This window comes from Leptolyngbya sp. KIOST-1, assembly GCF_000763385.1.
In the GTDB taxonomy this organism is placed as follows: domain Bacteria; phylum Cyanobacteriota; class Cyanobacteriia; order Phormidesmidales; family Phormidesmidaceae; genus Nodosilinea.
Map to the genome: position 1 here is coordinate 1 of NZ_JQFA01000005.1, position 24,813 is coordinate 24,813.

A 24,813-nucleotide genomic window follows, 5' to 3' on the forward strand; every position below is an offset into this window, starting at 1 on the left:
GCCGAGCCATAGGCGGGTTAGGCCATTCGAACACCGTCAGCGCCCGGGTGATGAGTAAGCAGGGCTTTGGGACGTGGTGGGCCGGACAGGATCGCCCATATAGGTTTTCCAGAACTCGGCCAGTTCTTCGGCTTGTAACCGCCAGTCGGGGTTGAGGCGGTACATACGACGGGGGCGACCCCGACCTTCCACCTTTTTCCAGTAGCCGTCTATGGCATTTTCGTCTTCTAAAAACTTGAGTGCCCCGTACAGTAATGCAGGCGAGTTGCAGCCTGCAATCTGAACTGAGCCACAGTTTATGGGATTTGCTTGCACTCGCGCGCTCGCTGCCCTCTGTCTGTAGCATTGTAGGACGTGTGTAGCCCAAGACGTAAGGGGCATGATGACTTGACGTCGTCCACACCTTTCTCCGAGTTGTCCCCGGCAGTCTCTTTAGAGTGCCCAACTGAATGCTGGCAACTAAAAACGTGGGTTGCGCTCGTTGCGGGACTTAACCCAACATCTCACGACACGAGCTGACGACAGCCATGCACCACCTGTGTTCGCGCTCCCGAAGGCACTCTCTGATCTCTCAGAGATTCGCGACATGTCAAGCCTTGGTAAGGTTCTTCGCGTTGCATCGAATTAAACCACATCCTCCACCGCTTGTGCGGGCCCCCGTCAATTCCTTTGAGTTTCACACTTGCGTGCGTACTCCCCAGGCGGGATACTTAACGCGTTAGCTACGGTACTGCACGGGTCGATACGTCCAACACCTAGTATCCATCGTTTACAGCTAGGACTACAGGGGTATCTAATCCCTTTCGCTCCCCTAGCTTTCGTCCCTCAGCGTCAGTTGTGGCCCAGTAGAGCGCCTTCGCCACTGGTGTTCTTCCCGATATCTACGCATTTCACCGCTACACCGGGAATTCCCTCTACCCCTACCACACTCAAGTTCCCCAGTTTCCATTGCCGATCCACAGTTGAGCTGTGACCTTTGACAACAGACTTAAAAAACCGCCTGCGGACGCTTTACGCCCAATAATTCCGGATAACGCTTGCCTCCTCCGTCTTACCGCGGCTGCTGGCACGGAGTTAGCCGAGGCTTATTCCTCTGGTACCGTCAGGTCTTCTTCCCAGAGAAAAGAGGTTTACAACCCTAAGGCCTTCCTCCCTCACGCGGCGTTGCTCCGTCAGGCTTGCGCCCATTGCGGAAAATTCCCCACTGCTGCCTCCCGTAGGAGTCTGGGCCGTGTCTCAGTCCCAGTGTGGCTGATCATCCTCTTAGACCAGCTACTGATCGTCGCCTTGGTGAGCCCTTACCTCACCAACTAGCTAATCAGACGCGAGTTCATCCTCAGGCCATTAATGTTTCACCTCTCGGCACATTGGGTATTAGCCACCGTTTCCAGTGGTTGTCCCCATCCTAAGGGCAGATCCTCACGCGTTACTCACCCGTCCGCCACTAGATCCGAAGATCCCGTTCGACTTGCATGTGTTAAGCACGCCGCCAGCGTTCATCCTGAGCCAGGATCAAACTCTCCATGTTAGTTATCAACTCCCTAAAGAGCTAACAACAATCGACTCCATGAGATTAGAGTCAGATGTTCGAATCCCGGATACCTCAGTATCCGTTCTGTCTTGCTTGACCTAATTCAGCATTCCTGCTACCATTAGACCAATTTAATCCTTGACAGGAACCTTGGCTTTGTTTCTAGACTATGTAGTTGTCGAGGTTCTCCGCTAACCCTCGGTGAAACAGTCGCTTGAACCGCTCCCCTCAGGCGCTTTACTAATGTAAACCGAATGCTGGGTAGCGTCAACCCCTCAGTGATTATTTTTTCTAAGGCTTAAATGCCTTGCCCTATAAGCGTTTTGGCGATTTCGAGAGTTTCTTCACCACGAAATTGTCAAACTTTTTTTTGGAAAATTGCTCGGGCTGACACCGTATCTAGGGGGAAGTCATCCCAGAATGGCGGCACGGATAGCGTGCTAACCCACCAGCTCAGCACAGCAGAGCCAGGAAATTGCGGTTCTAAGCAGGTCAAACCCACCCGATCGCAGCGGTACTTTCTACCCGTCTGAGGTCGGGGGTGATCTCAATGAAGTAAGCAAAGGGGGAGGTGTTGGGGGTACTGGGATCGCTATCTAGGGTCATGGGTTGACCGTTGGGCTGCCGGGGTGCGAAGAAAGAATCAGCGCTAATCAGTAAGTTACCGTTGGGCTGCACCCCCAGGCCGTTGATCGTGAGCGTATTGCTGTTGCCGTTGCTCAGCACAGCCGACAAATAGGCGGCAGCGACCAGTTCCCCGGTGGCGGGGTCTATTTTGCCAATTACAGCCACTTTTGGGCCACCTCCCTGGCCGTAGCTGCGTAACCAGGCTTGTTCGGCAGCGCTACTCACACGCCGAAAGTCTTGAGTTGGATTGCCCTGAGTGCCGTCTACGGAGAAAAAGGCGTAGATATCGCCGGTAGGGGTAATGGCAATACCGGTGCCACGGCCATCGGCACCAGTGGTTTCGTAGTCGGCGCGAATCCAGTTATTGGCAGGGTTCAGAGGATCAAAGCTGGCCAGAATGGGATTTTGATTGAGGGCTGAGACCTGGTCAGTACCGATGTAGATGGTTTGACTGCCGAGGGTGACACGCGCCGCGCCGCTGGCGATGAGTTGGGCTTCGGTAACAGTGGCGTCAAATTTAACGACCGAGCTGTTGAGGCCAACCAGCACTCCGCCCGGTAGGGGTAAGGGTGCCACGGGGCTACTGCCAGGAACGGCTTGGGGGGCGATCGCAAACAGGGTTTGGCCCAGGGCGCTGTCGAGCCAGACCCGACGACTCTGCACCAGATCGGCTAAGGGCACCAGTTGACCGGTCACCCCTTCCAACTTCAGCACGAGGTCGTTAAAGTCCCCATCAGAGCCCGCATCAAACCGAACATCTTCGATGCCCATAACCACGCCATTGAAATTGGTGGTCATGGCCCCGTAGTGGACACGGCCGAGGGGGTTGGCCACGGCCAGGGAATAGAGGGGACGAAGGGCACCGTCGAGACCAGGATTATCTAACAACTGCTGAATTGAGCCGTTGGGTACCAGCATGAGAGCAAGGGTATCGTTGGGCTGGAAGGTAAACGCCTTGTTGCCCAGGGGAGAGCCGGCGTTATAGTTGCGCTCGCCCAGCTCACCGCTGAAGCTAGCGCCTTCGTCGGGGGTGGAGATGACGAGATAGCCTTGAGTTGACTGGCTCAGGGCCCTGCGCGCTGACTCTTGAATAAAGTCGAGGGAACCGGGCACCAGAGCGTCCATACCCGCGGTGCTGAAAAGACCAACTTGTCCGCTGTAGGCACCGCTATCGAACAGGAATTCTACTCGCACCTGCCCGCTGGAGTCGACGGTAAACAGCCCAGGCGCAGCCGCTTGCTGTACGGCAAGCGCCTGACCTTGCCAGGTCCACTCGGCCCAGTCGCTCTCGGCTTTGAGCGAAGCGATATCAGCGGCAGAGAGAGGCCGTTGCTGAACTAGGGCGCTGAAAATAGCCCCTTCATCCCCAGGCGAATCGACTTCATTGAGCTGGGCATCGAGCCAGTGGCCGAGTTCTTCGAGCAGGATATCGACCGCCAGGGGGCGCAGATGGGGATTGAGCAGCAGTTCCTGCGCGATAAAAATTTGCTCTAGTGCTTCAGCATAGGCGCCATAGGCACCCAGAGATAGCATTGGCACCGGTGTAATGGTGGGCCAGTGCTGCGAATCGATAAGCTGATCCAGCAGCCCCTCGCCCCTGGTCAAGGTCCAGGCATCGCCAAAGGCAAGGGTTAGATCGCGTTGCCAGGTGGCAGTCTGACGGAATTGGTGGAGTTGATCTAGACCAGCATGAATAGTTGCGTGTAGCCCATCTTGCAATGATCCATTGACTAAACCATCGGCTATTGGCAGATCAGGCTCGCTGCCTTGGGTTGACATGCTGCCAATCCAGGGCCAGGCACTCTGGGCAAATACACTGTCATTGGCAATGGTTACAGGTTCTGAGGCTTCTAAAGGGACGAGGTCTAAAGACTGTGGAAGAAGGCTGCCAGCGCTTTCAACGCCGCGATCGCTCAAGTCAAACGCGAAGAGGCTAGGGGTGATCCCACCATGCCGGGGCAAGTCCAAAATGGCCTGAGGCCAGGTTCCTGACTCAACCTGCTCACAAACGACGGTCATACCGAAATCTCCTGAGGTTTTGTTTAGCCGGAGTGAAGCGGTAGCGGCACACCTGTAGCTAAACTGGTGGTCAAAATCAGGAACCCATGGTTTAGGTTACCCACCAATTGGGGCAGCGCTTGAAACCATTTGAATCATCCTGAGGCCAAGCAAAAAAAAGAGGTGCCGGAGCACCTCTCTACGTGAAATTTCTGAATCGACTGATTCAAGCCATTTGTAAACCCATCACAGAGCGTTGCCGCGGGGCAGGACCTCTTCGGGGAATACAAACTTCTCATGGGGCTGGTCGGTGGGTGCCATCCAGGCCCGGATGCCTTCGTTCAGCAAGATGTTCTTGGTGTAGAAGGTCTCAAACTCGGGGTCTTCCGCCGCCCGAATCTCCTGCGACACGAAGTCGTAGGCCCGCAGGTTCAGGCCCAGGCCCACAACACCTACCGCACTCATCCACAGGCCGGTCACCGGCACAAACAGCATGAAAAAGTGCAGCCAGCGCTTGTTGGAAAACGCAATCCCGAAAATCTGTGACCAGAATCGGTTCGCGGTCACCATCGAGTAGGTCTCTTCAGCCTGAGTGGGCTCAAACGCACGGAAGGTGTTGGCGTTCTCGCCATCTTTGAACAGCGTGTTCTCCACGGTGGCACCGTGGATGGCGCACAGCAGCGCTCCACCCAGCACACCCGCTACCCCCATCATGTGGAAGGGGTTCAAGGTCCAGTTGTGGAAGCCCTGGAAGAACAGCAGAAAGCGGAAAATCGCCGCTACGCCGAAGCTGGGCGCAAAGAACCAGCTCGACTGGCCCAGCGGGTACATCAGAAAGACGCTGACAAACACCGCAATCGGGGCCGAGAAGGCGATGGCGTTGTAGGGCCGCAGACCCACTAGCCGGGCTACTTCAAACTGGCGCAGCATGAAGCCAATCAGTCCGAAGGCACCGTGCAGCGCCACGAACGTCCACAGCCCGCCCAGCTGGCACCAGCGCACAAAGTCGCCCTGGGCCTCGGGACCCCACAGCAGTAGCAGCGAATGCCCCAGGCTGTTGGCCGGAGTCGATACCGCCACGGTCAAAAAGTTGGCCCCTTCCAGGTACGACGACGCCAGGCCGTGGGTGTACCAGGAGGTCACAAAGGTGGTCCCAGTCAGCCAGCCCCCTACCGCCAGAAAGGCGCAGGGAAACAAGAGCAGGCCTGACCACCCGATAAACACAAAGCGATCGCGCTTTAGCCAGTCGTCAAGGACGTCGAACCATCCTCGCTGGGCTTGCGCGCGTCCCATTGCTATGGTCATACGCGAGTCTCCGTAACTATCTAACAACAAGGTATGTACACGGAAGATAATGGCGCTTACCCAAACCTAGAGACAGCCACCCAACCAGTGGCTAGCTAGCCAATCTAAATTATGAGTAATGTTTACTATTCTTTACCGTTGCTATCATTATAGGGGGTATTTTTGGGAGAGGTCAGCCGAAGAGCTAAATAATCTTTAGGTTTCGGCGCTTTCGGTAAGCAGTTTTACTTATTACCTGAGACTGAACTTGAGTCAACTGTTAAGCAGCTGTTGCCTTGACCACGCTTGAGGTTAAGCTACTTTGGCCTTCGCAGGGAGAGGAACTGCTCTAATTCTAAGTAGTAGAACCAGAACTGTAGATCAAACCACTAACCCTTTAAGCTTATATATAGAAGGGCGAGCTTGGAGAAAGCCGTCTAGTTCGACACATTACTGAGTAGCGGATCGACTATGTTCACGATTGAACTGACACTAAAGCACACGGCTATGCCCCTCTCGGTGCAAAAGAAGGAGCAGGGGGATGCCGAGGCACTCTACGGCACTCTGACGGAAGGGTTGCGTAGCGGTAGCACTCAACTGGTTGAGCTGACTTGCGATCAGCAGCCCCATAAGCGCGTCTCAGTTCTGGGCAGCGAGATAGCGGCGGTTCAAATCTTTGAGAAGAGCGGTACCGCCACTGCGTCAGGCCGTCCCCCTGGGTTCTTCGCGCTCAGCGGTAATCAGTAACGCGCTTAAAAGCGAGGTTGTGTCGGCTAAGCAGGCTGAGGGCTGTCTACACAAGCTGCTGTAAGTGGCTCAAGCAGCAACTGTTACAGCCTCCTAGCCTTTTTCTTGGTCGGGCGTGGCACCGCCAATATTGAAGGGTTTTTGGCCTGAACTTACGATATGCCCTAGGGGCTGTCATGAGTTAGCCGCTAAGGCCCAAGAGTTAATAGTCACAGCCCCTAACCTTTTTATTGGGGTCGGGCGTGGCACCGCTGATATCAAAGGGTTTTAGCCAAATTTATTGATGACACGCCCTGGGGCTATTGAAGTTAATAACTTACAGTTTCAGTGGCCGTCGGGACAGGTCGTGCTGCAGGGTTGCTCGCTGAGCGTTCAACCTGGTGAGTTTTGTATGTTGCTGGGCAACAACGGCAGCGGAAAGTCAACGCTGCTCAAAGTTTTGGGAGGGCTACTCAAGCCCCAGGCCGGTGAATGGTCGATTGAAAAACCTGTAGGTTTTGTGTTCCAGAACCCCGACCATCAGCTAGTAATGCCTACTGTAGGTGCCGATGTGGCCTTTGGGCTGGTGGATGAGCATCTGCCCATAGCCGAGATTCGCAATCGAGTGGACGATGCCCTGGCCGCCATCAACTTACTGGAACTGAGGCGGCGGCCCATCTACGCCCTCAGCGGCGGGCAGAAGCAGCGGGTGGCGATCGCAGGGGCGATCGCCCGCCACTGTCACGTACTGCTGCTCGATGAACCGACGGCCCTGCTCGACCCCGACAGCCAAATTGACCTGGTCAAGCGAGTGCGAGACTTAGTCAAAGCTCGGGGGTTAACGGCGCTGTGGGTCACCCATCGATTGATCGAGCTTGACTACTGCGATCGAGCTTTCCTGCTGGAGGCAGGACAAGTGCTGGACGAAGGAGAACCTCAGCGGCTCAAACATCGTTTGCAAAATCAGTCCTGACCAACCTTGAACCTCGGGGGTGACCACAGGCTGTGCAGCAGGGGTTTGAGCTAGGGCAAACGCATACTCGAGATGAGAATATTAAGACTCATTTCTAGGAAGTGAGTTATGTGTTCTGCCCAGCCCCTATCGCCGTTAATCGAGCATTTTCTAAAGTTGGTCTGCAGGAACAGGGGCACCGCAATCAGCAGGATGTGCAGCGGATTGCGCACGATCAGGTCGCCCTTGAGGGCAAACAGCAGCACCAGGGTGGTCAGTAGGGCCACCACCGCCACCGGGCTGAGGTACTTGAGAAACACCTGATCAAACCAGGCCCTGCCCCTGTGGCGCAAGATCCAGCTGCGGGAGATCGCCCCCGCCAGCAGGGGCAGACCTACGTAGACCAGCACCGACAGCACAATGGTTTGCCAGGGCACCACCAGATTGTTGGCCGCCAGCAGCCACCGACCCAGGGGGGCGTACAGAAATAGCATGGCCAGGGAGTTGATTGCCACCATCACCAGGGTCAGCCCCTGGTTGCTGAAGGACAGGTAGCCCCACATCAGCACCATGGCGGTGCAGGGGGCAATGCCCAGCAGAATGGTCCCGGCAATGTACGAATCGGCCAGGGCAATCTCGCCGCCGCGCAGAATCTCGGTGCCCGCCAGCAGGGGCCGAAACAGCCCGCCCAGAAAGACCTGGGCAAACAGCACCATAGTGAAGGGTTTGATCAGCCAGTTCACCGCCAGGGTGAGTAGCACGGGCCGGGGGGTTTGGGCCGCCCGCTTGGCCTGGGCAAAGTCGATCTTCACCATGATCGGGTACATCATGAAAAAGAGACAGATGGCGATCGGTACCGACACCTGGTAGATGCTCATGGCATCCAGGGCGATCGCCACCCCGGGCAGCAGCCGCCCCAGGGCAATGCCAGCCGCAATGCACAGCAGCACCCACAGGGTGAGGTAGCGCTCGAAAATGTTGAGCTGTCCCCCGGCGACTGGGGCAGCGGCAGGCTGTCTGGTGGACATAGAGGTTTGAAGCTAATGATTCTAGGGCCAGTATACATCAATAAAAATTGATATATTGAGCAGTATCCTGTCCTAACGGTTATTACTCTGCAGCAGAAGTCAGTCGACTGTACGGGGACGGTGGTGGCGGCCTGTCTGGTGCGGCTGGGCTACAGCGCTGAGGCGGCGATCGCCACGGTGCAGAGCGTCCACGCCGGGGCCCTTGGCGTAGTCGCCCAGCGGACCTTTATCCACGACTTTGCGGCCCAGACCTAGGGCGGGGCCTCCAGGCTCTTGTCGGGCAGGCTGGCCCAGAGGGTGGTGCCCAAAATAATCGCGCCGCCGACCAGGGTGCGGGGGACGGGCACTTCCCCCAGCAGCAGGGCCGCCAGGGCAATGCCGTAGACCGGCTCCAGGCCGCTGATCACGCTAGCGGTCTGGGCTCGCAGCACCGCCAAACTCTCAATAAATAATGTGTGGGCGACGGCGGTACACAGCACCCCCAGCACCAGCAGCAGGCCCAGGTCCTGGGGTGTCAGGGCCAGGCTGGCCAGGGGGGTGACCAGCAGCAGGCAGAGGAAGGCAAACAGGTCCTGGTAAAAGGCGATCGCCACTGCCCCATACCGCTTTCATCCGCCGCCACTGGTTGCTCGATGGGGTCGAGCACCTCATCAACGCTGAGCGCTGGGTTGGCTTAAAACGCGTTGGCCTCGTGGAGGCTGAACGCCGTATCCTCGGTCAACCCCCGACCATTGAGCAGCGCTACTATCTCGTTAGTTTTGACGGCGATGTCCAACGCTTTGCCCAAGGGGTGCGCAGCCACTGGGGTATTGAAAACCAGCTCCACTGGGTGCTCGATGTCGCCTTCCACGAAGATGCCTCTCGAATTCGTAAAGACCACGCCCCCGCTAATCTGGCCGTCGTCCGTCACATCGCCCTCAATCTGCTGCGTCAGGACGCTTTTGCCAAAGGGGGTATCAAGGCTAAACGCTTGCAAGCAGGATGGGATAATGACTACCTAATTCGGCTACTCTCCTCCTGAGTATGCGTTTGCCCTAGGGTTTGAGCTCAGCCATTGGGTAGTCCCTGGAATTCTTGCTAGTATTAGGAGTCGAGCCTTTTACTCAGGTTGTTATGGTTAAGCGTTCTCCCTTTGACAGCACCCAGGTTATGCGGCGCACCGAAGATCTGATTCGGGCTGCTTCAAACCGCTACCGGATTACGGTCCAGGTGGCCAACCGAGCTCAGCGACGGCGCTTTGAGGACTTTGAAAACTACGAGGACCCCAAGATGAAGCCGGTGCTGCGGGCAATCATCGAAATGTCTGACGAGCTTACCCAGCCTGAAATTATTGGTGAGTAGCTGGAACCTCGCTTATCTGGCCTGGAGCCATGGGTGAGCGGTTCATTAAGGAAGGACAGGGATGGCGGTTGGGTTGGGACCCGGCCGCCATTCCCTATTGTGGCTTGCTGGCTGGCCAGGGATGGGCCATTGAACTGACCCAAGAGGAGTTTCAAGCCTTTTGCCGACTGGCCCTTGAACTCAGGGAAACCATGATCGCGATCGCCGCCGAACTGATGTCAGAAGAGCGGGTAAGTGCCGAAGCCGAAGCCGAAGCCCTGTGGCTAGAAGCGGAGGGGGTTCCTGAAGCCTATAGCCTGCGGTTTATCCTTAACTCAGGTCGCCGCTGCGAGGGGATGTGGGAGGCGGAGTCAACTCAACAGTTAATCCAGGCCATTGGGCATTTAACCCTGTTCTAGTCACTGCAAAAAATCCACTGACAATTGCACATGATTGCGCCTCTTCTGTGGTACTCTAGTTAAGCACGATTCGAATAGACCGGGGCGTAGCGCAGCTTGGTAGCGCACCACTTTGGGGTAGTGGGGGTCGTGGGTTCAAATCCCGCCGCTCCGATTGATTGAAACCTCGCCAAATGGCGAGGTTTCGCTTTTTATAGCGTTGGTCGCGCTTAGGGTGTCTGGAGATACTGTCAAATCTAGTGCATGGCTAGACGCTAGGCAGCATCCTTAATATCTGGTTCACATTGGTGTTGTCATCAGCCCAGCATCCATTTTTGAACGGGACTCCTTCAATTACATCGACGAGGGGGTTGAAGCCTCAAATTCTGAGCCAATTCTTTTGGTCTGTTGATAGCGATTACCGACTTAGCACTGGCTGGACAGCCAAGTCCTTCTATCGTTCGGGTGAAGCTGTTCACCCTTGACCACGCTTTGGTACGCAAACATATTGGGCGACTAGGCATGGCAGATCCGCTTGCCGTCACCGTATCTCTCACAAACCTGCTTGCTCTAATTTAGGCTCAGGTTAAGTTTTGCAATCACCCGTCCCTCGAACCTTAAAGACTTGTCAAGGCTTCATTAAGACATCTTTCTCCTTGGGAAATAGAGTGATATAAACGAAAGTAACAGCACTAATCCTCGGTATTCCTACCGGAAAAGCGTAGATTCTCTTTGTCGTCAGCCCCATCTCCTCCTGGGAGGGGTCAGGGGTGGGTTAACTCAACTCCCGTGGCTCTCAACCCTCGCTCTCAACGATCGCCCATGACAAGCCTCACACCCCTCCCCGGCCCCGACGATTACTTCTACTACTTTGCCTACGGCTCCTGCATGTGCCCGGTAGACCTGAAACGATCCCTGGGGGAGAGCACCCACAGTTTTGTGGTGGGGCCAGCGACCCTGACCGGGTATCGGTTGGGCTTCTTTCGGCGATCGCGGCTGCGCAACTGCGGCGTCCTCGATGTGGTGCCTCACCCCGGCTCCACCGTGCAGGGAGTGCTCTACAGCCTGCCCTGGCGGCTGAGTCCCGCCCTCGACCTGCGCGAAGAGGGCTACCGCCACGAACTGGTTACCGTCACCCACCAGGGACGGGCCTACTCAGGCACTCGCACGTATTCTGTGGTGGAGAAAACCTACGCCGAAATCGCTCCCAATGAGTGGTATACCAACGTGGTGCTGCGCGGAGCCGCCACCTGCGGGCTACCGGAGGAATACTGCTGGAGTCTGTTCCACCACATTCACTCCCTCCAGCGGCAGCAGACCGTAGCTACCCTGCGGCGGTCTGCGTAGCAGCGGAGTTGCCTAGCAACGGGTCAGGCCATTCCCTATAATGGGGGCACATTCTAACCCTTCACCCCCGTCAAGCCTGTGACCCAAACGCCGCTTTCACCTCGCCCCGCCGTCACCGATGCTCGCCCCGATGCCCTGGGCCGCTTTGGCCAGTTCGGCGGCAAGTACGTGCCCGAAACGCTGATGCCCGCCCTGTTTGAGCTGGAGCAAGCGTTTTACCAGTACCGCGACGAGGCCGGCTTCCAGGCCGAGTTGACTGGGTTGCTAAAAGACTATGTGGGCCGGGCCACGCCCCTTTACTTTGCCGAGCGGCTCACCGCCCACTACCGCCGCCCCGACGGTAGCGGCCCTGAGATTTACCTCAAGCGCGAAGACCTCAACCACACCGGAGCCCACAAAATCAACAACGCCCTGGGCCAGGTGCTGTTGGCCAAGCGCATGGGCAAGCAGCGGATCATCGCTGAGACTGGAGCAGGCCAGCACGGGGTGGCCACCGCCACGGTGTGTGCCCGCTTTGGCCTCCAGTGCGTGATCTACATGGGCGTGCAGGATATGGAGCGCCAGTCGCTGAACGTGTTTCGCATGCGGCTGATGGGGGCCGAGGTGCGCGGTGTGACGGCGGGCACCGGCACCCTCAAGGACGCCACCTCCGAGGCGATCCGCGACTGGGTGACGAATGTGGAAACCACTCACTACATCCTTGGGTCCGTGGCGGGGCCTCACCCCTACCCGATGATGGTGCGCGACTTCCACGCCATTATCGGCGAAGAGACCCGGGCCCAGTGCCAGGAGAAATTTGGCGGTCTTCCCGATATTCTGATGGCCTGCGTCGGCGGCGGCTCCAACGCCATGGGGCTGTTCCACGAGTTTGTGAATGAGCCATCGGTGCGGATGATCGGCATTGAGGCGGCGGGCAGCGGTGTAGACACCGGCAAGCACGCGGCGACGCTGACGGCGGGGCGCGTGGGCGTGCTCCACGGCGCCATGAGCTACCTGCTGCAGGACGGCGACGGCCAGGTGATCGAAGCTCATTCTATTAGCGCGGGGCTCGACTACCCCGGTGTGGGTCCCGAGCACAGCTTTTTGAAGGATCTGGGCCGAGCTGAGTACTATAGCGTCACCGACCAGGAGGCCCTGGATGCCTTCCAGCGGGTGTCGCGGCTGGAGGGTATCATCCCCGCCCTGGAGACGGCCCACGCTTTTGCCTACCTGGAAACGCTATGTCCTCAGCTGACGGGCAATCCTCGCATTGTAATCAACTCCTCGGGTCGGGGGGACAAGGATGTGAATACGGTGGCCAAGGCGTTGGGCGGGCTGGAGTAGGTGGCTTACTGGGCTGGGGCATTCAAGCTACAGCGTCAATCGGGTAGGAGGAATTGCGGATGAGCGCAGATGCCAACGTCAAGCCGACGTCTCTGTACGGCCAGGATTACCACCTTTGGTTGGATGATACAGCCACCCATCTAAAGTCCCGTAACTTTGATGCGCTTGATTTAGAGAATCTGATTGAGGAAAGTGAGAGCTTGGGCGGAAGTGATAAGCGATCGCTGAGGGGAGCATGTCAGGTTTGCAAGGTCGGCTGAAACAGGTGAGGATGCAAGTGTTGACCTAAAGGCCTAACTGATGACCCCTGAGAAAGCCACCCAACTCAAAACTCATCTCGCAGCAATCGCTCAATTGCTCTACGAGGAGAGCGATCCGGCTGACATGCAGACTCTAGAAATCACCACGGTGAACAGCATCACCCGCGTATCAAAGCGCTGAAAGCCGTAGCGAATGGCCAGATCGCCCAGCCCGCCGCCGCCGACTACCCCCGCCATGGCTGAGTTGCCAATCAGGCTGATCACCATCAGGGTGAGGCCCAGCACCAGGGCGGGCAGCGACTCTGGAATCAGCACATTGCGGACGACTGGCAGTGGGTAGTTGACCACCGTACACGCCAAATCTTGCGCCTTCCACCAGGAAGTTGTTGATCCCGAGACCCGCCGTCCAGCTAAAGTCGTCTCCCCCGGTGAACGAGGTAAACGCCCCGTGGCCAGCGATAAAGAACCCGCCAAAGTTGAGGTTCACCAGCCCTGCAAAGGTATCGGTGGCGGTGGGAACCGCAAAGCCAGCGGCCGCACCATCACTGTGCAGATAGGCCGCCGCTAAATTGAGAATTCCAGCGTTGACCAGATTAAGCTGAGCGATGTAGCTCTGGTTTCGGGCAGCGGCAATACCAACGGCAGGGTTGGTAGCACCGCCAGGATTCGAAGCGGTGTAGCCCAAGTCCAGAATCAGGTTGTCGGTGAAGGCGATGTTCAGGCCAACGCCAGCACCGTTAGACGTGCTGCCAAAGGTGTCATAGAACTGAACGCGACCCGCGTTGGCCACGGAAGGGCCATCGAAGGGGCGGGTAGCGGGGTTTACCCAGTCCCTGCCAGCGTTGCCTCGCGCAGAAACAGTAGCATTGATGCGGTTGCCGAGGGGAAAGCTGTAGGCGAAGGTGGTGACATCGACGTTAAAGCCACCGCCAGCAGCGGTAGCTAGACCGCCCAGAGGGTTGCCGGGGCCACCCGTGATAGCGTTACCATCCCCGGCCTGTAGACGAATGCGCAGGCGATCGCGACCGGAAAAACTCGTGTCAAAGTTCAGACGAGCCCGAGAGGCAACACTGGTGCTGGTTTCGGGAGCCAGGGTGTCAAAGGGCGTGATTAAGTTGAATACCGCCTCACCGCGCAGTTTGGTGGTAGTCGAGAACTGCTGAGCCCGCAGGGTCGCGGTTTCGGCTTCCAGAGCATCGACACGACCGCGCAGGGTGGCCAATTCGGCTTGGAACTCTTGCTGTAGGCGGCGGATGGCAGCCAAATCTTCGGGGTCAATGCCCGATTGGGCAATCAGGGTAGCGATCACATCCAGGCAGGCGTTCAGACCGGCAGCAAACTCAAAGCGGGTCAGGGCACGCTGACCCCGGAAGGTGCGATCGGGATAACCCTGGATGCAGCCATAGTTCTCCACTAGGCTTTGCAGCGCTTGGAAGGCCCAGTCCGAGGGCAGCACGTCGGTCAGGGGCAAGGTCGATGAAACCCTAGCCCTCTTTGGACCCTTGAGCAAAAAGCAGGCCCAGGCCTTTTGTAATTACCTCCGCAAGCATCGCCACCGCATTGTCAATTATGACTATTATCAACGCGAGCAAATCTGCTCGATTGGCTCAGGGGCGGTTGAATCGGCTATCAAGCAAATCAGCCGCAGAGTCAAAATCTCAGGGGCCCAGTGGAATGAGGACAATGTTCCCCAGGTGCTGGCCCATCGTTGTGCTTATCTCAATGGAGCCATTGGGTTACAAAGGTGACATGCTCCCATCGCTGAGCAGTTATCTCATGCGGCTCTGCGAACACTTTTTCAAGCTGTGTTACTGGGAGGCCGATCGCGATCGCCGCTTTCGCGGCTGGGATTTGGAAATTTCCAACTTCCGCGTCAGAATAAACCTCATTCTGAGAAATAGCCCAAGCTTGAAAAGATATCTGGAAGAGAACTTTCTAGCGGATTACGCCAGTGCCCGTAGAATTTTTCTTAAGGCTAGCCATTTCAGAAAAGAAACAATCCCTGAACAGCCCTGGTTCACCCTAGAGCAGGTGCTAGACCCCGACTGGTTGCCCTGGCAGCCTGACTCAGACAACCTTGACAATTAGGAGACCCATGGCCGACGGTTTTGAAATTTGCGATCGCGACCTCACCCCCAACCTGCTGGACCGCTACAAGCAGGCCAGCGCGATCGCCTGCGACACCGAGACCATGGGCCTCTTGCCCTGGCGCGATCGCCTCTGCCTGGTGCAGCTCTCCGACCCTGAGGGCTACGTGGCGGTGGTCCGCATCGAGCTGGGGCAGCGGGAAGCGCCCCTGCTGAAAGAACTCCTGGAGGCCCCCGGCATTCTCAAGCTGTTCCACTTTGCCCGCTTTGATCTAGCCACCCTACAGCACAACCTGGGCATTACCACCGCCCCAGTGTTTTGCAGCAAAATTGCCAGCAAACTGGCTCGCACCTACAGCCCCCGCCACGGCCTAAAGGAACTGGTCAAGGAGCTGGAGGGCATTGAACTCGACAAGACGGCCCAGAGTTCCGACTGGGGCAACGCCATGCAGCTCTCTGAGGAACAGCTCCGCTACGCCGCCAACGATGTCCGCTACCTGCACAGCATCCAGCAGACCTTGACCAGTATGCTGAAGCGTGAGGGTCGCTGGGAGCTGGCCCAGGACTGTTTTCGCTGTTTGCCCACCTTCGTTGCCCTCGATCTGCTCCAGTATCAGGGGGTGTTCGAGCATTGATGCCTGGCCTTCCCCCCAGTGGAGTCGGGCATTCAGCGTTTGGCAGGGCGCTTTGAAGCCTCCCTACGGGCGACAGCCGGGTAAGATAGGCCTATCCCTCTCAATGATGGACTACGAGGATAACCACCATGAGCGTTGACAGCAAAGACTTCCAGGACGAACTGCAAAAAGCGATTGACTACGCCCACCAGATCACCGCGGAGAAGGGCGAAACCTCCCCCGAAGCGGCCGCCGCCTGGGACGTGGTCGAAGAGATGCGGGCCGAAGTGTCGCACCAGCACCAAAAGCCCAAGAAAACTGGCTTTGATCAGTATCTAGAAGAAAATCCCGAAGCCCCCGAAGGCCTCATGTACGACACCTAACCCCTAGTACCCTGCGGCACAAGTCAGCCAACGGTTCCTGAAACCTGAAACCCAGCACCTGAAACCCTCAGCAACGGTTGCCCTATCTCTGACAACCCGTACTAGGCATTGATACCCCCATACCTACGCTACTCGGCGCTCCCTGAACAATGCAGGGGGCGCTACGTTTTAGGGGGTAGGCTCTCCCCTTGCCCCTTTAAGGAGGGGACCACCAAAATATGGGGAGCATTACCCAAATCTGCGCCGCCAGGCAAAGGGCAATGTTAAGATGGGCGAGGTTAGTTTTCGGTAGATTTCGCTTGTTTCATTTCACTCTGATTTCCGATACAGCTTTGTCTCCGTTTACTCGCTGCACTTACACAGTAAAGGAGACAATCTGATGTCACTCTATGTTGGTAACTTGTCCTACGACGTCACCCGTGAAGACCTGGAGCGGGTGTTTGCAGAATACGGCGACGTGAAGCGCGTCAGCCTGCCCACCGATCGCGAAACCGGTCGTCCCCGGGGGTTTGCTTTTGTGGATATGGCCGCTGAGGCCCAGGAAGACACCATCATCGAGTCCCTGGATGGGGCCGAATGGATGGGTCGCGAAATGCGAGTCAACAAGGCTCGCCCCCGCGACGACGCCCGCAGCGGCGGCGGCACTGGCGGCGGCAACAACGGCAACTACCGCCGCACCGGCTTCTAAGTCGTTCTAGTTCTAAGTTCATTGGAAGGCTTTTAAAGCCTTATAGGGTAGGTCGCAGCGGCCTACCCTTTTTTAATTTTTTACAGGATAGCCCGGACGGCTATTGCAAACGTTCCTTGGGTTAGGACATCCCTAACATCGGGGCAAACGATGCTTTCTCAACCCAACTGGGGGTAAACCAGGCGGCTTGGGCATACCTCAAACTAGAACTGGTCGCGATCGGGAACCACAGGGGAGCGATCGACCTGGGGCTGGGGCCTACCGCTGGCGTCGAGATAGCCTAGGTCTTGCAAAAAGGCGTAAAGCGCGGTGGGAAAGTCCGGGTATTGGCTCACCACCTCGCCGCTGTCATCGTAGACTTGCAGCCCCCACTCGTCGTCGCGATTGTAGTGGGCCAGCATGTACTGCCAGGCCTCTCGGTACTGGCCCAGGCGAATCTGCTGGGCCACATAGCTGGCCAGAATGCCATTTTGAAAGCCTCCACCCGCCAGATCCGGATCCTCTGCCGTGAAGCGCATGTCCGAACTGACATCCTGGAGGTAGTCGGTGAACTGGGGCGTGGTGTCGCGGTACTCACCGTTCTGATAGGTGAGGATAACGCTGGGCGGGTACGACCCAGCATAGGAGCTAAAGCTGTAGAAAAAGCTGTTGTCGAGGGTGACAAACTCCATCAATCCGTCGCCGTTGAGGTCGAGAAACTGACCGCCGCCACCGTCGAGGTAGGCGAAGTAGATGGGGTTAAACTGCCCGTCCTGCCAGGTGTAGGTGGTGTAAGCCATACAGCAGTGGGCCCCGCCGGTAAAGGTTTGCACAACCACCTCAGGGAAGCCGTCGCTATCGAGATCCATCAGGTCAATGCCTGCGAACATGGCGGCGGTCTCCGTGACCGTCAGCTTAAGTTCGTTGTTGTAGAAAAGCTGGTAGTTCAGGTTGTTGCCCACCTCCTCGGCCCTGTAGTCGATGGGGGTGTAGCTGGCCACGACGCGAACCGGGCCCTGTGCGATCGCTCGGTTGTCCAGGGCTCCAGTTTCGTAGTCCACCTCTATGCGAGGGTTATCGGCCAGGGCGGGCAGCCCCAGGCTAACCAGGCTACCGATTAACAGGCTTTTCAGAATGGTTTTCATCAACGGTTCCGGAATTTCAAGCACATTACTTATTACGCTGTTGGCTCAGGTTGCCCCGGTCGATTCTGGCGCTACCAGCGCCGCCAGTAGCGTTTGCCTATCACGAAAATGCCCAGCAGTACCCCCACAATCAGGGGGTAAGACATCGTCACCAGGGCAGCGGGGATGGGTAAGAATCCTTTAATAAAAAGTACCAGGGCGATGCAGGGCACCAGCGCCCACAGCACCCCCGTGTCGATATAGACCTGTCGGTTGAACCAGCGTTCCAAAACGGTTAGGGCGAGGAACCCGATCGCAAATCCGGCGGCAATGGGCAGCACCATAAACACCAGCCGCAGCAGGGGCATCAGGCCACTACCGACGTTGGCCAGCAGCAGGGCCAGCGCCTGGGCCAGCAGCAGGTCAGCCAGGGTGGCGATCGCCACCGCCGCCAGGGCTACCTGGAGCAAAATAACCCAGGGCAAAGATTTCAGCCGCGAAAAGGGATTGCGCATGGTTGAGTTGGGAACGTTACGCCCATTATTGCGCCGAAGGTGGGATTTGGGGCGGGGCCGGAGGCGCTCAAAAGCAGGGGTGATTGCTGTAATAAGTAAATCTTTGCCGTGCCATAGCCATAGATATGGGATAACAATAGATGCGGGGGCAGACATGATCTGCGCCTGCTCTATCCCACTGCTTGGTTGCCCCATGGAAAAGCTGCTGCAAGGTCTGCGTGAGTTTCAGGAAAACTACCTTCCCGATCGCCAGGAGCTGATTCGGCAGTTGGCCAAGGGGCAGCATCCGAGGGTTTTGTTTATTGGCTGCTCCGACTCGCGGGTGGACCCCACCATTATCACCCAGGCCGAGATCGGCGATCTGTTCATTATTCGCAACGCGGGCAATATCATTCCTCCCTACGAGGCCACCAACGGCGGCGAAGGGGCCACCATCGAGTACGCCATGGAGGCGCTGGACATTCGCCAGGTGATTGTCTGCGGGCACACCCAGTGCGGGGCCATGAAGGGGCTATTGCAGATTGGTGAACTGGAGGAAAAAATGCCCCTGGTTTACCATTGGCTGCATCACACCGAAGCCACTCGCAAGCTGGTGGAAGACCACTACAGCCACCTGGACAAAAAAGAAAAGCTCAACCTGCTGGTGGCCCAGAACGTGCTCACCCAGATCGACAATCTGCAAACCTACCCCTCGGTGCGATCGAAGCTGCACACCGGCGACCTGGCCATCCACGGCTGGATCTACGAAATCGAAAGCGCCCAACTGCTGGCCTACGACGAAGAAACCCGCACCTTTGTCCCGCCCCACAGCAAAATTTACGCTGACCTGGAGCAGGCTAAAAGCCTCAAACCCGGCGGCCTCTCCCTCAGCGTTGACAACAGCCACAAGCCCGGTGCCGGTGCCCCCGCCGTAGCGCTGCCCACATTTTCCGAGCCAGTGCAGCCCCACTGGCCCGGTGCCAACCGCCTTAGCCCTGAGCAGGCCGCCCGCATCTACGGACGGGCTGAGGCTTAGGGCCTGTGCGTGGGTAAGCGGGGGATGGCGGCGGGGTTCTGTAGGCTACGGAGCCGTGCCCAGGTAGCTGCCCCAGGCTTTGTAAAAGAAATAGACCGACAGCAGCGCCAGCAGCAGGCAAAACAGAAAGGTGACGATGCGATCGGGCAGGCGCGGCAGGGCGCGGGTGCCGAGCTGCACGCCTACCACACCCCCCAGGCCCAGAATCACCCCCGTCAACGTCTGCACATTGCCCGCCAGGCTGTGCCAGGTAAAGGCCGACAGCCCCGTAATCACGATCGCCCCCAGGCTGGTCTGGATCGCCGTTTTAATATCTTCGTGCAGCAGCAAAATTTGCAGCGGCACCATCACCACGCCGCCGCCTACCCCAAATAACCCCGCCAAAAATCCCGCTACCCCGCCGATACCCGTGCGGGCCAGCACCGGGTCAATCTCCTTGGCGGGAGGCGTGTCTTGGCCCAACCCTTGCTGGGCCAAGACTTCCCGCTGCTTGGCCCGGGCTACGATCTGCTTCTTCAGGTTGACCAGGTAGATATTCAGCAGCAAAAACAGGCCAAACACCGCCAGCAACACGTACTCTGGAAACGCCGTTGCCAACCGCGTGCCCACAAAGGCCGTCAGTACCGCTGGCAGCCCCAACAGCAGCAGGTTTTTCAGCTTGAGGAAGCCCATGCGCCAATTTTGCAGGCTGCCCACTAGAGAAATCACCAGAATGGCCAGGGTACTGGTGCCCACCGCCTCCACCCCCGGCAACCCCAGGGCTACCATCACCGGCACCATGATCGTACCGCCGCCAATACCGAGAATGCCGCCCAGGATGCCTGCCGCTATGCCGACGAGGGAGAGGATGAGAATGTCGCTCATGGGATGGAGGATGAAGGTAGGTGAGTAAGAGTGATGGGCCAGGCGTTTTGGCGATAGGGCTGCTTGAGCCCAATCAGCCGCAGCGTCGAGACCGCCTAGCCTTCAAGCATACGCGGCGCTGTGCCTTTAGACGCTGAGTTCAGCAATGATCGCGAACCAGGGAGGTGGTTTCATACATCCCGCCCTAGGTCATAATCGCCCCGCCCATCAGCTTTTCGTAGCGGCGCTGAAGTTCCCGGGCCAGCCGGGGCCAGCGGGTCAGCTCCGGGTCTTCCTTCAGCAACGCTTCGGCAGCTTGGCGGGCCACCATCAGCACGTCCTGGTCATCGATCAGGCTGGCTAGGGCAAAGTCCGGCAGACCCGACTGGCGGGTGCCCAGCACCTCCCCAGGGCCGCGAAACCGCAGATCCATTTCGGCGATAAAAAAGCCATCCTGGGACTGCTCCAGCACCTTGAGCCGCTGCAAGGCGGTTTCGCTGCGGCTGCCGCTGAGCAGCAGGCAGAAGGATTGGGCCGCCCCGCGCCCCACCCGGCCCCGGAGCTGGTGCAACTGGGAGAGGCCAAACCGCTCGGCGTGCTCGATCAGCATGACCGAAGCATTGGGCACATCGACCCCCACTTCCACCACCGTTGTCGAAACCAGAATGTGCGCCTCCTGCTGGCGAAAAGCGGTGATCGCCGCATCCTTCTCTGCCGAAGACATGCGACCGTGGAGCAAGCCTACGGTGAACTCAGGAAAGATCACCTCCGCCAGCCGCTGATGCTCCTCAACGGCAGATTTGAGGTCCAGCTTTTCGGACTCTTCCACCAGGGGCAGCACCACGTAGACCTGGCGACCCTGGGCGATCTCGCGCCGGATCAGGTCGTAGGCGTGGGGGCGCTCTTTGCTGGTCAGTAGCGTGGTCTGAATGGCCTTACGTCCGGGCGGCAGCTCGTCGATCTGGCTGACGTCGAGATCGCCGTGCATGGTCAGCGACAGGGTGCGGGGAATGGGGGTAGCGGTGAGGGTGAGAACATGGGGGTTGGCCCCCTTCTGCATCAGCCGCGCCCGCTGCTGCACGCCGAAGCGATGCTGCTCGTCGATCACCACCAGGCCCAGGTCGCGAAACTGGACCGGGTCTTCGATCAGGGCGTGGGTGCCGACCAGCACTTTGAGTTCGGCGGTGGCCAGCTCGCCCAGCATCTGGCGGCGCTTGGCGGCGCGGGTGGAGCCGGTGAGCAGTTCCACCGGCAGGTATAGCTGGTTAAACCACTCCACCAGCTTGCGGTAGTGCTGCTCGGCCAGCACCTCGGTGGGAGCCATCAGGGCGGCCTGGTAGCCCGACTGAATGGCGGCCAGGATCGCCACCACGGCGACCACGGTTTTGCCCGACCCCACGTCCCCCTGCACCAGGCGGTTCATGGGCACGGGCTTTTGCAGGTCGGAGAGAATATCGTTGACCACCCGCCGCTGAGCCCCCGTCAGGTCGAAGGGAATAATGCCGTAAAAGCGATCGATCAGCTCTCCGGTGGGGGCCAGGGTGATGGCGGTCTGCTGGGCCTGCTGCTGCTGGCGGCGGCGCAGCAGACCCAGCTGGAGGTAGAGAAATTCGTCGAAGATCAGGCGGCGGCGGGCCTGGGCCAGGTGGTCTTCGTCGTCGGGAAAGTGAATCTGGGCGATCGCATTCCCCAACCCAATTAGCTCGTAGCGCTGACGCACATCCACCGGCAGGGGGTCCTGAAGTTCCGGCACCGCCGGTAGGGAGGCCGCCACCGCCTTGCGAACGAGATCCGCGGGCACCCCTTCGGTGAGCGAGTACACTGGCACCATACGGCCAATGGTGAGGGACTCAATGCGATCGCCCAGACTATCCAGCACCTCCAGGTGAGGATCCTCCAGGGTGAGGCCAAACTTACCGGCCTTGACCAGACCCGAGCCGGCCACAATCGCCCCCTGGGGGTACTGGCGCTTTTGCTGCTGCTGCCAGCTGGGGGTGGCGTAGCGGTTGCCGGGGTAGAAGCGGTTGAGCTTCAGGGTGCCGCTGCCGTCGGAGAGCTGCAGCTCAAAGATGGTGAGTTTTTTGTTGCGAGGGCTGGTAAAACAGTTGACCCGCTTGACGGTGCCGACAATGGTGACGGTTTCCCCCGGCTCCAGGTCGCGAATTTTGACCTGCTGGGCGTAGTTAATGTGGTCGCGGGGGTAGTAGTAGAGCACATCCTCCACGGTGAGCAGGCCCAGCTTGGCGAGGCGATCGCTGTTTTTGGGCCCAATCCCCTTCAGGTAGGTGACCGGCTGATCCAGCCCAAAGCGGCCCCCACCAGAGCCAGCGGTCTCGACCGGGGGGGTCGTTTTGGGGGCCTTAGACGACCGGGTAGCTTTGGCGGGGGCCGCTTTTTCTGGGTCGGGGGAGCTGCTCTCGCGGGTGCGGAGGGCTTTGGTCTCGGCAAATTTTTCCAGCAGTCGCTGGGTCCCGTGCAAAAAGCGGCGGGTTTCGGCCACCAGGTGCTGCCGCTGGGCAAAGCTGAGATCACCATAGCCCTCATACTTCTGGGCCAGGATTTGCCACGACTGCCGCTGGTCGCCTGGGAGCACCGTCGGGGGCTGCTGCAGACTATCGCGCAAAAACTCGCTAAAGGTCTGTTGCTTGCCCACCAGGTTGTTAAAACCCGTTTCGGCCTCCACCGAGAGCGCCCGCTGAAGCCGCACCCAGTCAACCGGAGAGGACTGTGGCTCTGTCATAGGTTCCCCCGGCCCTAGCGGGACGCGTCGTCGTACCAGACGGATCGCCAGGCTTGCTCCGCCTGGGCGATCGCCAGTTCGCGCTCGGCCCGCTGGTACTGCTTGCCCAACTTCCGCAGCCGCCCCACCGCTGTTCGCAACTTGCTGCGCCAGAGGGCCGACTGTACATCGCCAAACTCAATATCGCCCAGGCGCAAGTTAATCGCCGCCAGGTGGGTCATCGTGCCTTCTAAGGCTTCCTCGTCCTCCTCAGACAGGTCTGCAATTTCTACCTGGGCATCCTCGCCGTCCGACTCGGGACGGTCAAGTTCCGTCGCCACATCCCCCGCCATCGCCACCAGCACGTTGAGCACATTGGGCACCGCCCGGCCCTTCGCCACCGCCGCATCGGCATCGGAAGCCACCTCCAGCACCGACTCCGGCAGGTCGGGAATGACCCCAGCCTTACGCAGCACGTTGTTCGCCTTTTTGGATACCCGCTCCAGCACGACCCGAATCATCTGCTCCAGCATCAGGTGGTGCTTAGCCACCAGGGTGGGGGTCAGTGGGTCGCCGGTAAAGGGGCGATCGCTGAAGCTCTCCTCCACCTCGTTGGCCATCGCCGCCATGATCACAGACTGCACCAGCGCTTTGGGGTCGATGCCGGGGGTAGTCCCTGGGGCTTCCGGCTCACCATCTTCACCGGGGGCGGAGAGTGGCTCTGGGGCCAAGTCCGCGGCGATCGTCTCGCTCTCTGCCCCCTGCTCTGCATCATCCGCTGGCCCTGTCCCCTCATCGGGGGAGTCCTCCCTGCCCTCCTCCGGCTTCGGGGACGGCACCAGCGATGCTAGAGCCGTTTCGAGGCGATCCAGATCAGCCGAGTTAAGGCGCTGCGTCAGATCGACCTTAGGATCCGCTGAATTGGGTTCCAGCAGCTGTTGCAGCCAGCCCTGACCTTTGCGACCCAGGGTCTGCATCGCCTGCTGCAGCCGACCGCGATCGCTGACCGAAAGCACCAAAAACTCCTCAGGATACACCTGGGTACAGAGGTGGTAGGTCGCCATAATCACCTGCCGCCGCATGGCCTGACCCAGCACCGTCAGGTAGGTGGCATAGATCTCGCTAAACTCGGCCGCCAGGGTAGCGGTGGCCGCCTCCAGCGCGTTCAGGTCTTTGCGAATAATCTCAACCGGCCTTACCATGCCCTTCTGCCCATGTCATACCTGAATTATAGGGATATATAAAAACGGGGGCGCACCAAGAGCACCCCCGTTTCCTAGCCCCCGAGGGCTTTGCCTACTTTTTCTTCTTCTTTTTCGCAGACTCCTTAGCCGGTTCCGCCGCCGCGGCTGGCGCAGGGGCAGGCTCCGGTGCAGCTTCCTTCTTCATGCCGGTCTGGGCCGCCACTTCATCGGCAAAGTTGGTCTCTTCCTTCTCGATGCCCTCACCCAGCACAAAGCGCGAGAAGCGGCGCACCTGAATGTTTTCACCCAGCTTCGAAATCGCCTGCTTGATCAGCTCTTCCACCGAAATGTTCTGGTCTTTGATGAAGGGCTGATCCATCAGGGAAAGCTCCTTCAGCCGCTTCTGAATCCGCCCTTCGACGATCTTTTCCTGCATAGCGGCGGGCTTGTTGGCGATGTCGTCGCGGCCCATCTCAATCGCTTTCTCTTTCTCAGCCACGTCGGCGGGGATGTCGCTGACCCGCACATACTCCACGTTGGGGCAGGCAGCAATCTGCATGGCCACATCGCGCACCAGGGTCTTAAATTCGTCGCGGCGGGCCACAAAGTCGGTTTCGCAGTTAATCTCCACCAGCACACCAACCCGTCCGCCGGTGTGAATGTAGCTATCTACCAGCCCCTCCGCGGCCACCCGGCCCTCTTTTTTGGAGGCGGAGGCAATGCCTTTTTGGCGGAGCCACTCAATGGCTTTTTCAATGTCGCCGTCGTTCTCTTTGAGGGCCTTTTTACAGTCCATCATGCCTGCGCCGGTCTTGTCGCGCAGGTCTTTAACGAGCTTTGCAGAAATTTCTGCCATGGTAATTTACGT

26 protein-coding genes, 1 tRNA gene, 1 rRNA gene and 1 pseudogene are annotated in these 24,813 nt (G+C 58.5%); 17 read left to right on the forward strand and 12 right to left on the reverse strand.

Annotated elements, in window-relative coordinates:
- Positions 1–96 precede the first annotated feature (96 nt).
- The 3 genes from NF78_RS26225 to psbD all read right to left on the reverse strand — a co-directional run bounded on the left by NF78_RS26225 (position 97) and on the right by psbD (position 5,461).
- Positions 97–1,528, reverse strand: a 16S ribosomal RNA gene (locus tag NF78_RS26225).
- A 495-nt stretch (positions 1,529–2,023) separates the two neighbouring features.
- Positions 2,024–3,691: a DUF4114 domain-containing protein gene (locus tag NF78_RS28665; RefSeq protein ID WP_197065006.1), complete on the reverse strand. Its 1,668-nt coding sequence runs from the start codon at positions 3,689–3,691 to the stop codon at positions 2,024–2,026.
- Between the two features lie 711 nt (positions 3,692–4,402).
- A complete protein-coding gene (gene psbD, locus NF78_RS26235) occupies positions 4,403–5,461 on the reverse strand; it encodes a photosystem II D2 protein (photosystem q(a) protein) (RefSeq protein ID WP_035994262.1) in 1,059 nt (352 codons plus the stop codon).
- A 450-nt stretch (positions 5,462–5,911) separates the two neighbouring features.
- Here psbD and NF78_RS26240 point away from each other — a divergent pair, with 450 nt between their 5' ends.
- Both NF78_RS26240 and NF78_RS26245 read left to right on the forward strand, forming a co-directional pair.
- Positions 5,912–6,187 carry a hypothetical protein gene (locus NF78_RS26240; protein WP_035994264.1) on the forward strand — a complete coding sequence of 92 codons (276 nt, stop codon included), beginning with the start codon at positions 5,912–5,914 and terminating at the stop codon, positions 6,185–6,187.
- Positions 6,188–6,470: 283 nt separating this feature from the next.
- Positions 6,471–7,139, forward strand: coding sequence for an energy-coupling factor ABC transporter ATP-binding protein (locus NF78_RS26245; RefSeq protein ID WP_035994267.1), 669 nt, complete (start codon positions 6,471–6,473; stop codon positions 7,137–7,139).
- 50 nt (positions 7,140–7,189) lie between these two features.
- Here NF78_RS26245 and arsB read toward each other — a convergent pair whose 3' ends face one another.
- Positions 7,190–8,146, reverse strand: coding sequence for an ACR3 family arsenite efflux transporter (gene arsB, locus NF78_RS26250; protein ID WP_318655517.1), 957 nt, complete (start codon positions 8,144–8,146; stop codon positions 7,190–7,192).
- A gap of 120 nt (positions 8,147–8,266) precedes the next feature.
- Between arsB and NF78_RS33160 the strand changes: the two genes are divergently transcribed.
- Positions 8,267–8,401: a hypothetical protein gene (locus NF78_RS33160; protein WP_263970540.1), complete on the forward strand. Its 135-nt coding sequence runs from the start codon at positions 8,267–8,269 to the stop codon at positions 8,399–8,401.
- On the opposite strand, the gene NF78_RS26255 is transcribed toward NF78_RS33160, so the two are convergent.
- Positions 8,398–8,739 (reverse strand): DMT family transporter, encoded by a 342-nt coding sequence (locus NF78_RS26255; RefSeq protein WP_052049740.1) that lies wholly within the window; start codon positions 8,737–8,739, stop codon positions 8,398–8,400. The genes NF78_RS33160 and NF78_RS26255 overlap by 4 nt on opposite strands.
- 17 nt (positions 8,740–8,756) lie before the next feature.
- On the opposite strand from NF78_RS26255, the gene NF78_RS32670 reads away from it, so the two are divergent.
- The 8 genes from NF78_RS32670 (at position 8,757) to NF78_RS33165 (ending at position 12,975) form a co-directional block, all read left to right on the forward strand.
- A complete protein-coding gene (locus NF78_RS32670) occupies positions 8,757–9,167 on the forward strand; it encodes an ISAs1 family transposase (RefSeq protein ID WP_263970628.1) in 411 nt (136 codons plus the stop codon).
- 92 nt (positions 9,168–9,259) lie between these two features.
- Positions 9,260–9,487 (forward strand): DNA-directed RNA polymerase subunit omega, encoded by a 228-nt coding sequence (locus NF78_RS26265; protein WP_026072917.1) that lies wholly within the window; start codon positions 9,260–9,262, stop codon positions 9,485–9,487.
- A gap of 29 nt (positions 9,488–9,516) precedes the next feature.
- Entirely contained in the window at positions 9,517–9,885 is a 369-nt protein-coding gene (locus tag NF78_RS26270; protein ID WP_035994269.1) for a DUF1818 family protein, read from the forward strand.
- Between the two features lie 80 nt (positions 9,886–9,965).
- A tRNA-Pro gene (locus NF78_RS26275) sits at positions 9,966–10,039 on the forward strand.
- Between the two features lie 647 nt (positions 10,040–10,686).
- Complete coding sequence (locus NF78_RS26280) at positions 10,687–11,211, forward strand: gamma-glutamylcyclotransferase family protein (RefSeq protein WP_035994271.1); 525 nt, start codon at positions 10,687–10,689, stop codon at positions 11,209–11,211.
- Between the two features lie 78 nt (positions 11,212–11,289).
- Positions 11,290–12,534: a tryptophan synthase subunit beta gene (gene trpB, locus NF78_RS26285; RefSeq protein WP_035994273.1), complete on the forward strand. Its 1,245-nt coding sequence runs from the start codon at positions 11,290–11,292 to the stop codon at positions 12,532–12,534.
- A gap of 59 nt (positions 12,535–12,593) precedes the next feature.
- Entirely contained in the window at positions 12,594–12,794 is a 201-nt protein-coding gene (locus tag NF78_RS26290) for a DUF29 family protein (protein ID WP_035994274.1), read from the forward strand.
- 40 nt (positions 12,795–12,834) lie between these two features.
- Positions 12,835–12,975: a hypothetical protein gene (locus tag NF78_RS33165; protein ID WP_156119961.1), complete on the forward strand. Its 141-nt coding sequence runs from the start codon at positions 12,835–12,837 to the stop codon at positions 12,973–12,975.
- Here the strand turns inward: NF78_RS33165 and NF78_RS26295 are convergent.
- The gene (locus NF78_RS26295) at positions 12,964–14,250 is read right to left on the reverse strand and encodes an iron uptake porin (protein ID WP_263970722.1); all 1,287 of its coding nucleotides are present in this window, start codon (positions 14,248–14,250) and stop codon (positions 12,964–12,966) included. The two genes, NF78_RS33165 and NF78_RS26295, sit on opposite strands and share 12 nt — an antisense overlap.
- A 7-nt stretch (positions 14,251–14,257) precedes the next feature.
- Here NF78_RS26295 and NF78_RS31615 point away from each other — a divergent pair.
- The 5 genes and pseudogenes from NF78_RS31615 to NF78_RS26315 form a co-directional block, all read left to right on the forward strand.
- Positions 14,258–14,542 (forward strand): annotated as a pseudogene (locus NF78_RS31615) (ISKra4 family transposase); the annotation flags it as partial.
- A 1-nt stretch (position 14,543) separates the two neighbouring features.
- Entirely contained in the window at positions 14,544–14,882 is a 339-nt protein-coding gene (locus NF78_RS32035; RefSeq protein WP_072016280.1) for a DUF29 domain-containing protein, read from the forward strand.
- Positions 14,883–14,889: 7 nt separating this feature from the next.
- Positions 14,890–15,516: a ribonuclease D gene (locus NF78_RS26305; RefSeq protein WP_035994275.1), complete on the forward strand. Its 627-nt coding sequence runs from the start codon at positions 14,890–14,892 to the stop codon at positions 15,514–15,516.
- A gap of 128 nt (positions 15,517–15,644) precedes the next feature.
- A complete protein-coding gene (locus tag NF78_RS26310; RefSeq protein WP_035994278.1) occupies positions 15,645–15,878 on the forward strand; it encodes a Calvin cycle protein CP12 in 234 nt (77 codons plus the stop codon).
- Positions 15,879–16,257: 379 nt separating this feature from the next.
- Positions 16,258–16,566 (forward strand): RNA recognition motif domain-containing protein, encoded by a 309-nt coding sequence (locus NF78_RS26315; RefSeq protein ID WP_035994279.1) that lies wholly within the window; start codon positions 16,258–16,260, stop codon positions 16,564–16,566.
- Positions 16,567–16,769: 203 nt separating this feature from the next.
- Here the strand turns inward: NF78_RS26315 and NF78_RS26320 are convergent, their stop codons facing one another.
- On the reverse strand, positions 16,770–17,690 hold the full coding sequence (locus tag NF78_RS26320) for a hypothetical protein (protein WP_052051038.1): 921 nt from the start codon (positions 17,688–17,690) through the stop codon (positions 16,770–16,772).
- A 71-nt stretch (positions 17,691–17,761) separates the two neighbouring features.
- Positions 17,762–18,184 carry a hypothetical protein gene (locus tag NF78_RS26325; RefSeq protein ID WP_035994282.1) on the reverse strand — a complete coding sequence of 141 codons (423 nt, stop codon included), beginning with the start codon at positions 18,182–18,184 and terminating at the stop codon, positions 17,762–17,764.
- A gap of 193 nt (positions 18,185–18,377) precedes the next feature.
- Here NF78_RS26325 and NF78_RS26330 point away from each other — a divergent pair, with 193 nt between their 5' ends.
- Positions 18,378–19,199, forward strand: coding sequence for a carbonic anhydrase (locus NF78_RS26330; protein ID WP_035994285.1), 822 nt, complete (start codon positions 18,378–18,380; stop codon positions 19,197–19,199).
- Between the two features lie 45 nt (positions 19,200–19,244).
- Here the strand turns inward: NF78_RS26330 and NF78_RS26335 are convergent, their stop codons facing one another.
- The 4 genes from NF78_RS26335 to tsf form a co-directional block, all read right to left on the reverse strand.
- Positions 19,245–20,063, reverse strand: coding sequence for a sulfite exporter TauE/SafE family protein (locus NF78_RS26335; RefSeq protein ID WP_035994287.1), 819 nt, complete (start codon positions 20,061–20,063; stop codon positions 19,245–19,247).
- Between the two features lie 184 nt (positions 20,064–20,247).
- On the reverse strand, positions 20,248–22,782 hold the full coding sequence (recG, locus tag NF78_RS26340) for an ATP-dependent DNA helicase RecG (protein ID WP_035994290.1): 2,535 nt from the start codon (positions 22,780–22,782) through the stop codon (positions 20,248–20,250).
- A gap of 14 nt (positions 22,783–22,796) precedes the next feature.
- On the reverse strand, positions 22,797–23,963 hold the full coding sequence (locus tag NF78_RS26345) for a hypothetical protein (RefSeq protein ID WP_035994292.1): 1,167 nt from the start codon (positions 23,961–23,963) through the stop codon (positions 22,797–22,799).
- 94 nt (positions 23,964–24,057) lie between these two features.
- Positions 24,058–24,801, reverse strand: a complete 744-nt coding sequence (tsf, locus tag NF78_RS26350; protein ID WP_035994307.1) for a translation elongation factor Ts — start codon at positions 24,799–24,801, stop codon at positions 24,058–24,060.
- Positions 24,802–24,813 lie beyond the last annotated feature (12 nt).

What these genes read in the sequence shown, in the direction of transcription:
- NF78_RS26290 (WP_035994274.1), top strand. Translation starts at nt 12,594, where the DNA reads ATGAGCGCAGATGCCAACGTCAAGCCGACGTCTCTGTACGGCCAGGAT.
- tsf (WP_035994307.1), bottom strand. Translation starts at nt 24,801, where the DNA reads ATGGCAGAAATTTCTGCAAAGCTCGTTAAAGACCTGCGCGACAAGACC.
- NF78_RS26305 (WP_035994275.1), top strand. Translation starts at nt 14,890, where the DNA reads ATGGCCGACGGTTTTGAAATTTGCGATCGCGACCTCACCCCCAACCTG.
- NF78_RS26320 (WP_052051038.1), bottom strand. Translation starts at nt 17,690, where the DNA reads ATGAAAACCATTCTGAAAAGCCTGTTAATCGGTAGCCTGGTTAGCCTG.
- NF78_RS28665 (WP_197065006.1), bottom strand. Translation starts at nt 3,691, where the DNA reads ATGCTATCTCTGGGTGCCTATGGCGCCTATGCTGAAGCACTAGAGCAA.
- NF78_RS26310 (WP_035994278.1), top strand. Translation starts at nt 15,645, where the DNA reads ATGAGCGTTGACAGCAAAGACTTCCAGGACGAACTGCAAAAAGCGATT.
- NF78_RS32035 (WP_072016280.1), top strand. Translation starts at nt 14,544, where the DNA reads ATGCTCCCATCGCTGAGCAGTTATCTCATGCGGCTCTGCGAACACTTT.
- NF78_RS26245 (WP_035994267.1), top strand. Translation starts at nt 6,471, where the DNA reads ATGACACGCCCTGGGGCTATTGAAGTTAATAACTTACAGTTTCAGTGG.
- NF78_RS26240 (WP_035994264.1), top strand. Translation starts at nt 5,912, where the DNA reads ATGTTCACGATTGAACTGACACTAAAGCACACGGCTATGCCCCTCTCG.
- NF78_RS33165 (WP_156119961.1), top strand. Translation starts at nt 12,835, where the DNA reads ATGACCCCTGAGAAAGCCACCCAACTCAAAACTCATCTCGCAGCAATC.
- NF78_RS26315 (WP_035994279.1), top strand. Translation starts at nt 16,258, where the DNA reads ATGTCACTCTATGTTGGTAACTTGTCCTACGACGTCACCCGTGAAGAC.
- NF78_RS26265 (WP_026072917.1), top strand. Translation starts at nt 9,260, where the DNA reads ATGGTTAAGCGTTCTCCCTTTGACAGCACCCAGGTTATGCGGCGCACC.
- NF78_RS26345 (WP_035994292.1), bottom strand. Translation starts at nt 23,963, where the DNA reads ATGGTAAGGCCGGTTGAGATTATTCGCAAAGACCTGAACGCGCTGGAG.
- recG (WP_035994290.1), bottom strand. Translation starts at nt 22,782, where the DNA reads ATGACAGAGCCACAGTCCTCTCCGGTTGACTGGGTGCGGCTTCAGCGG.
- psbD (WP_035994262.1), bottom strand. Translation starts at nt 5,461, where the DNA reads ATGACCATAGCAATGGGACGCGCGCAAGCCCAGCGAGGATGGTTCGAC.
- NF78_RS26280 (WP_035994271.1), top strand. Translation starts at nt 10,687, where the DNA reads ATGACAAGCCTCACACCCCTCCCCGGCCCCGACGATTACTTCTACTAC.
- NF78_RS26325 (WP_035994282.1), bottom strand. Translation starts at nt 18,184, where the DNA reads ATGCGCAATCCCTTTTCGCGGCTGAAATCTTTGCCCTGGGTTATTTTG.
- NF78_RS26335 (WP_035994287.1), bottom strand. Translation starts at nt 20,063, where the DNA reads ATGAGCGACATTCTCATCCTCTCCCTCGTCGGCATAGCGGCAGGCATC.
- NF78_RS26330 (WP_035994285.1), top strand. Translation starts at nt 18,378, where the DNA reads ATGGAAAAGCTGCTGCAAGGTCTGCGTGAGTTTCAGGAAAACTACCTT.
- NF78_RS26270 (WP_035994269.1), top strand. Translation starts at nt 9,517, where the DNA reads ATGGGTGAGCGGTTCATTAAGGAAGGACAGGGATGGCGGTTGGGTTGG.
- arsB (WP_318655517.1), bottom strand. Translation starts at nt 8,146, where the DNA reads ATGTCCACCAGACAGCCTGCCGCTGCCCCAGTCGCCGGGGGACAGCTC.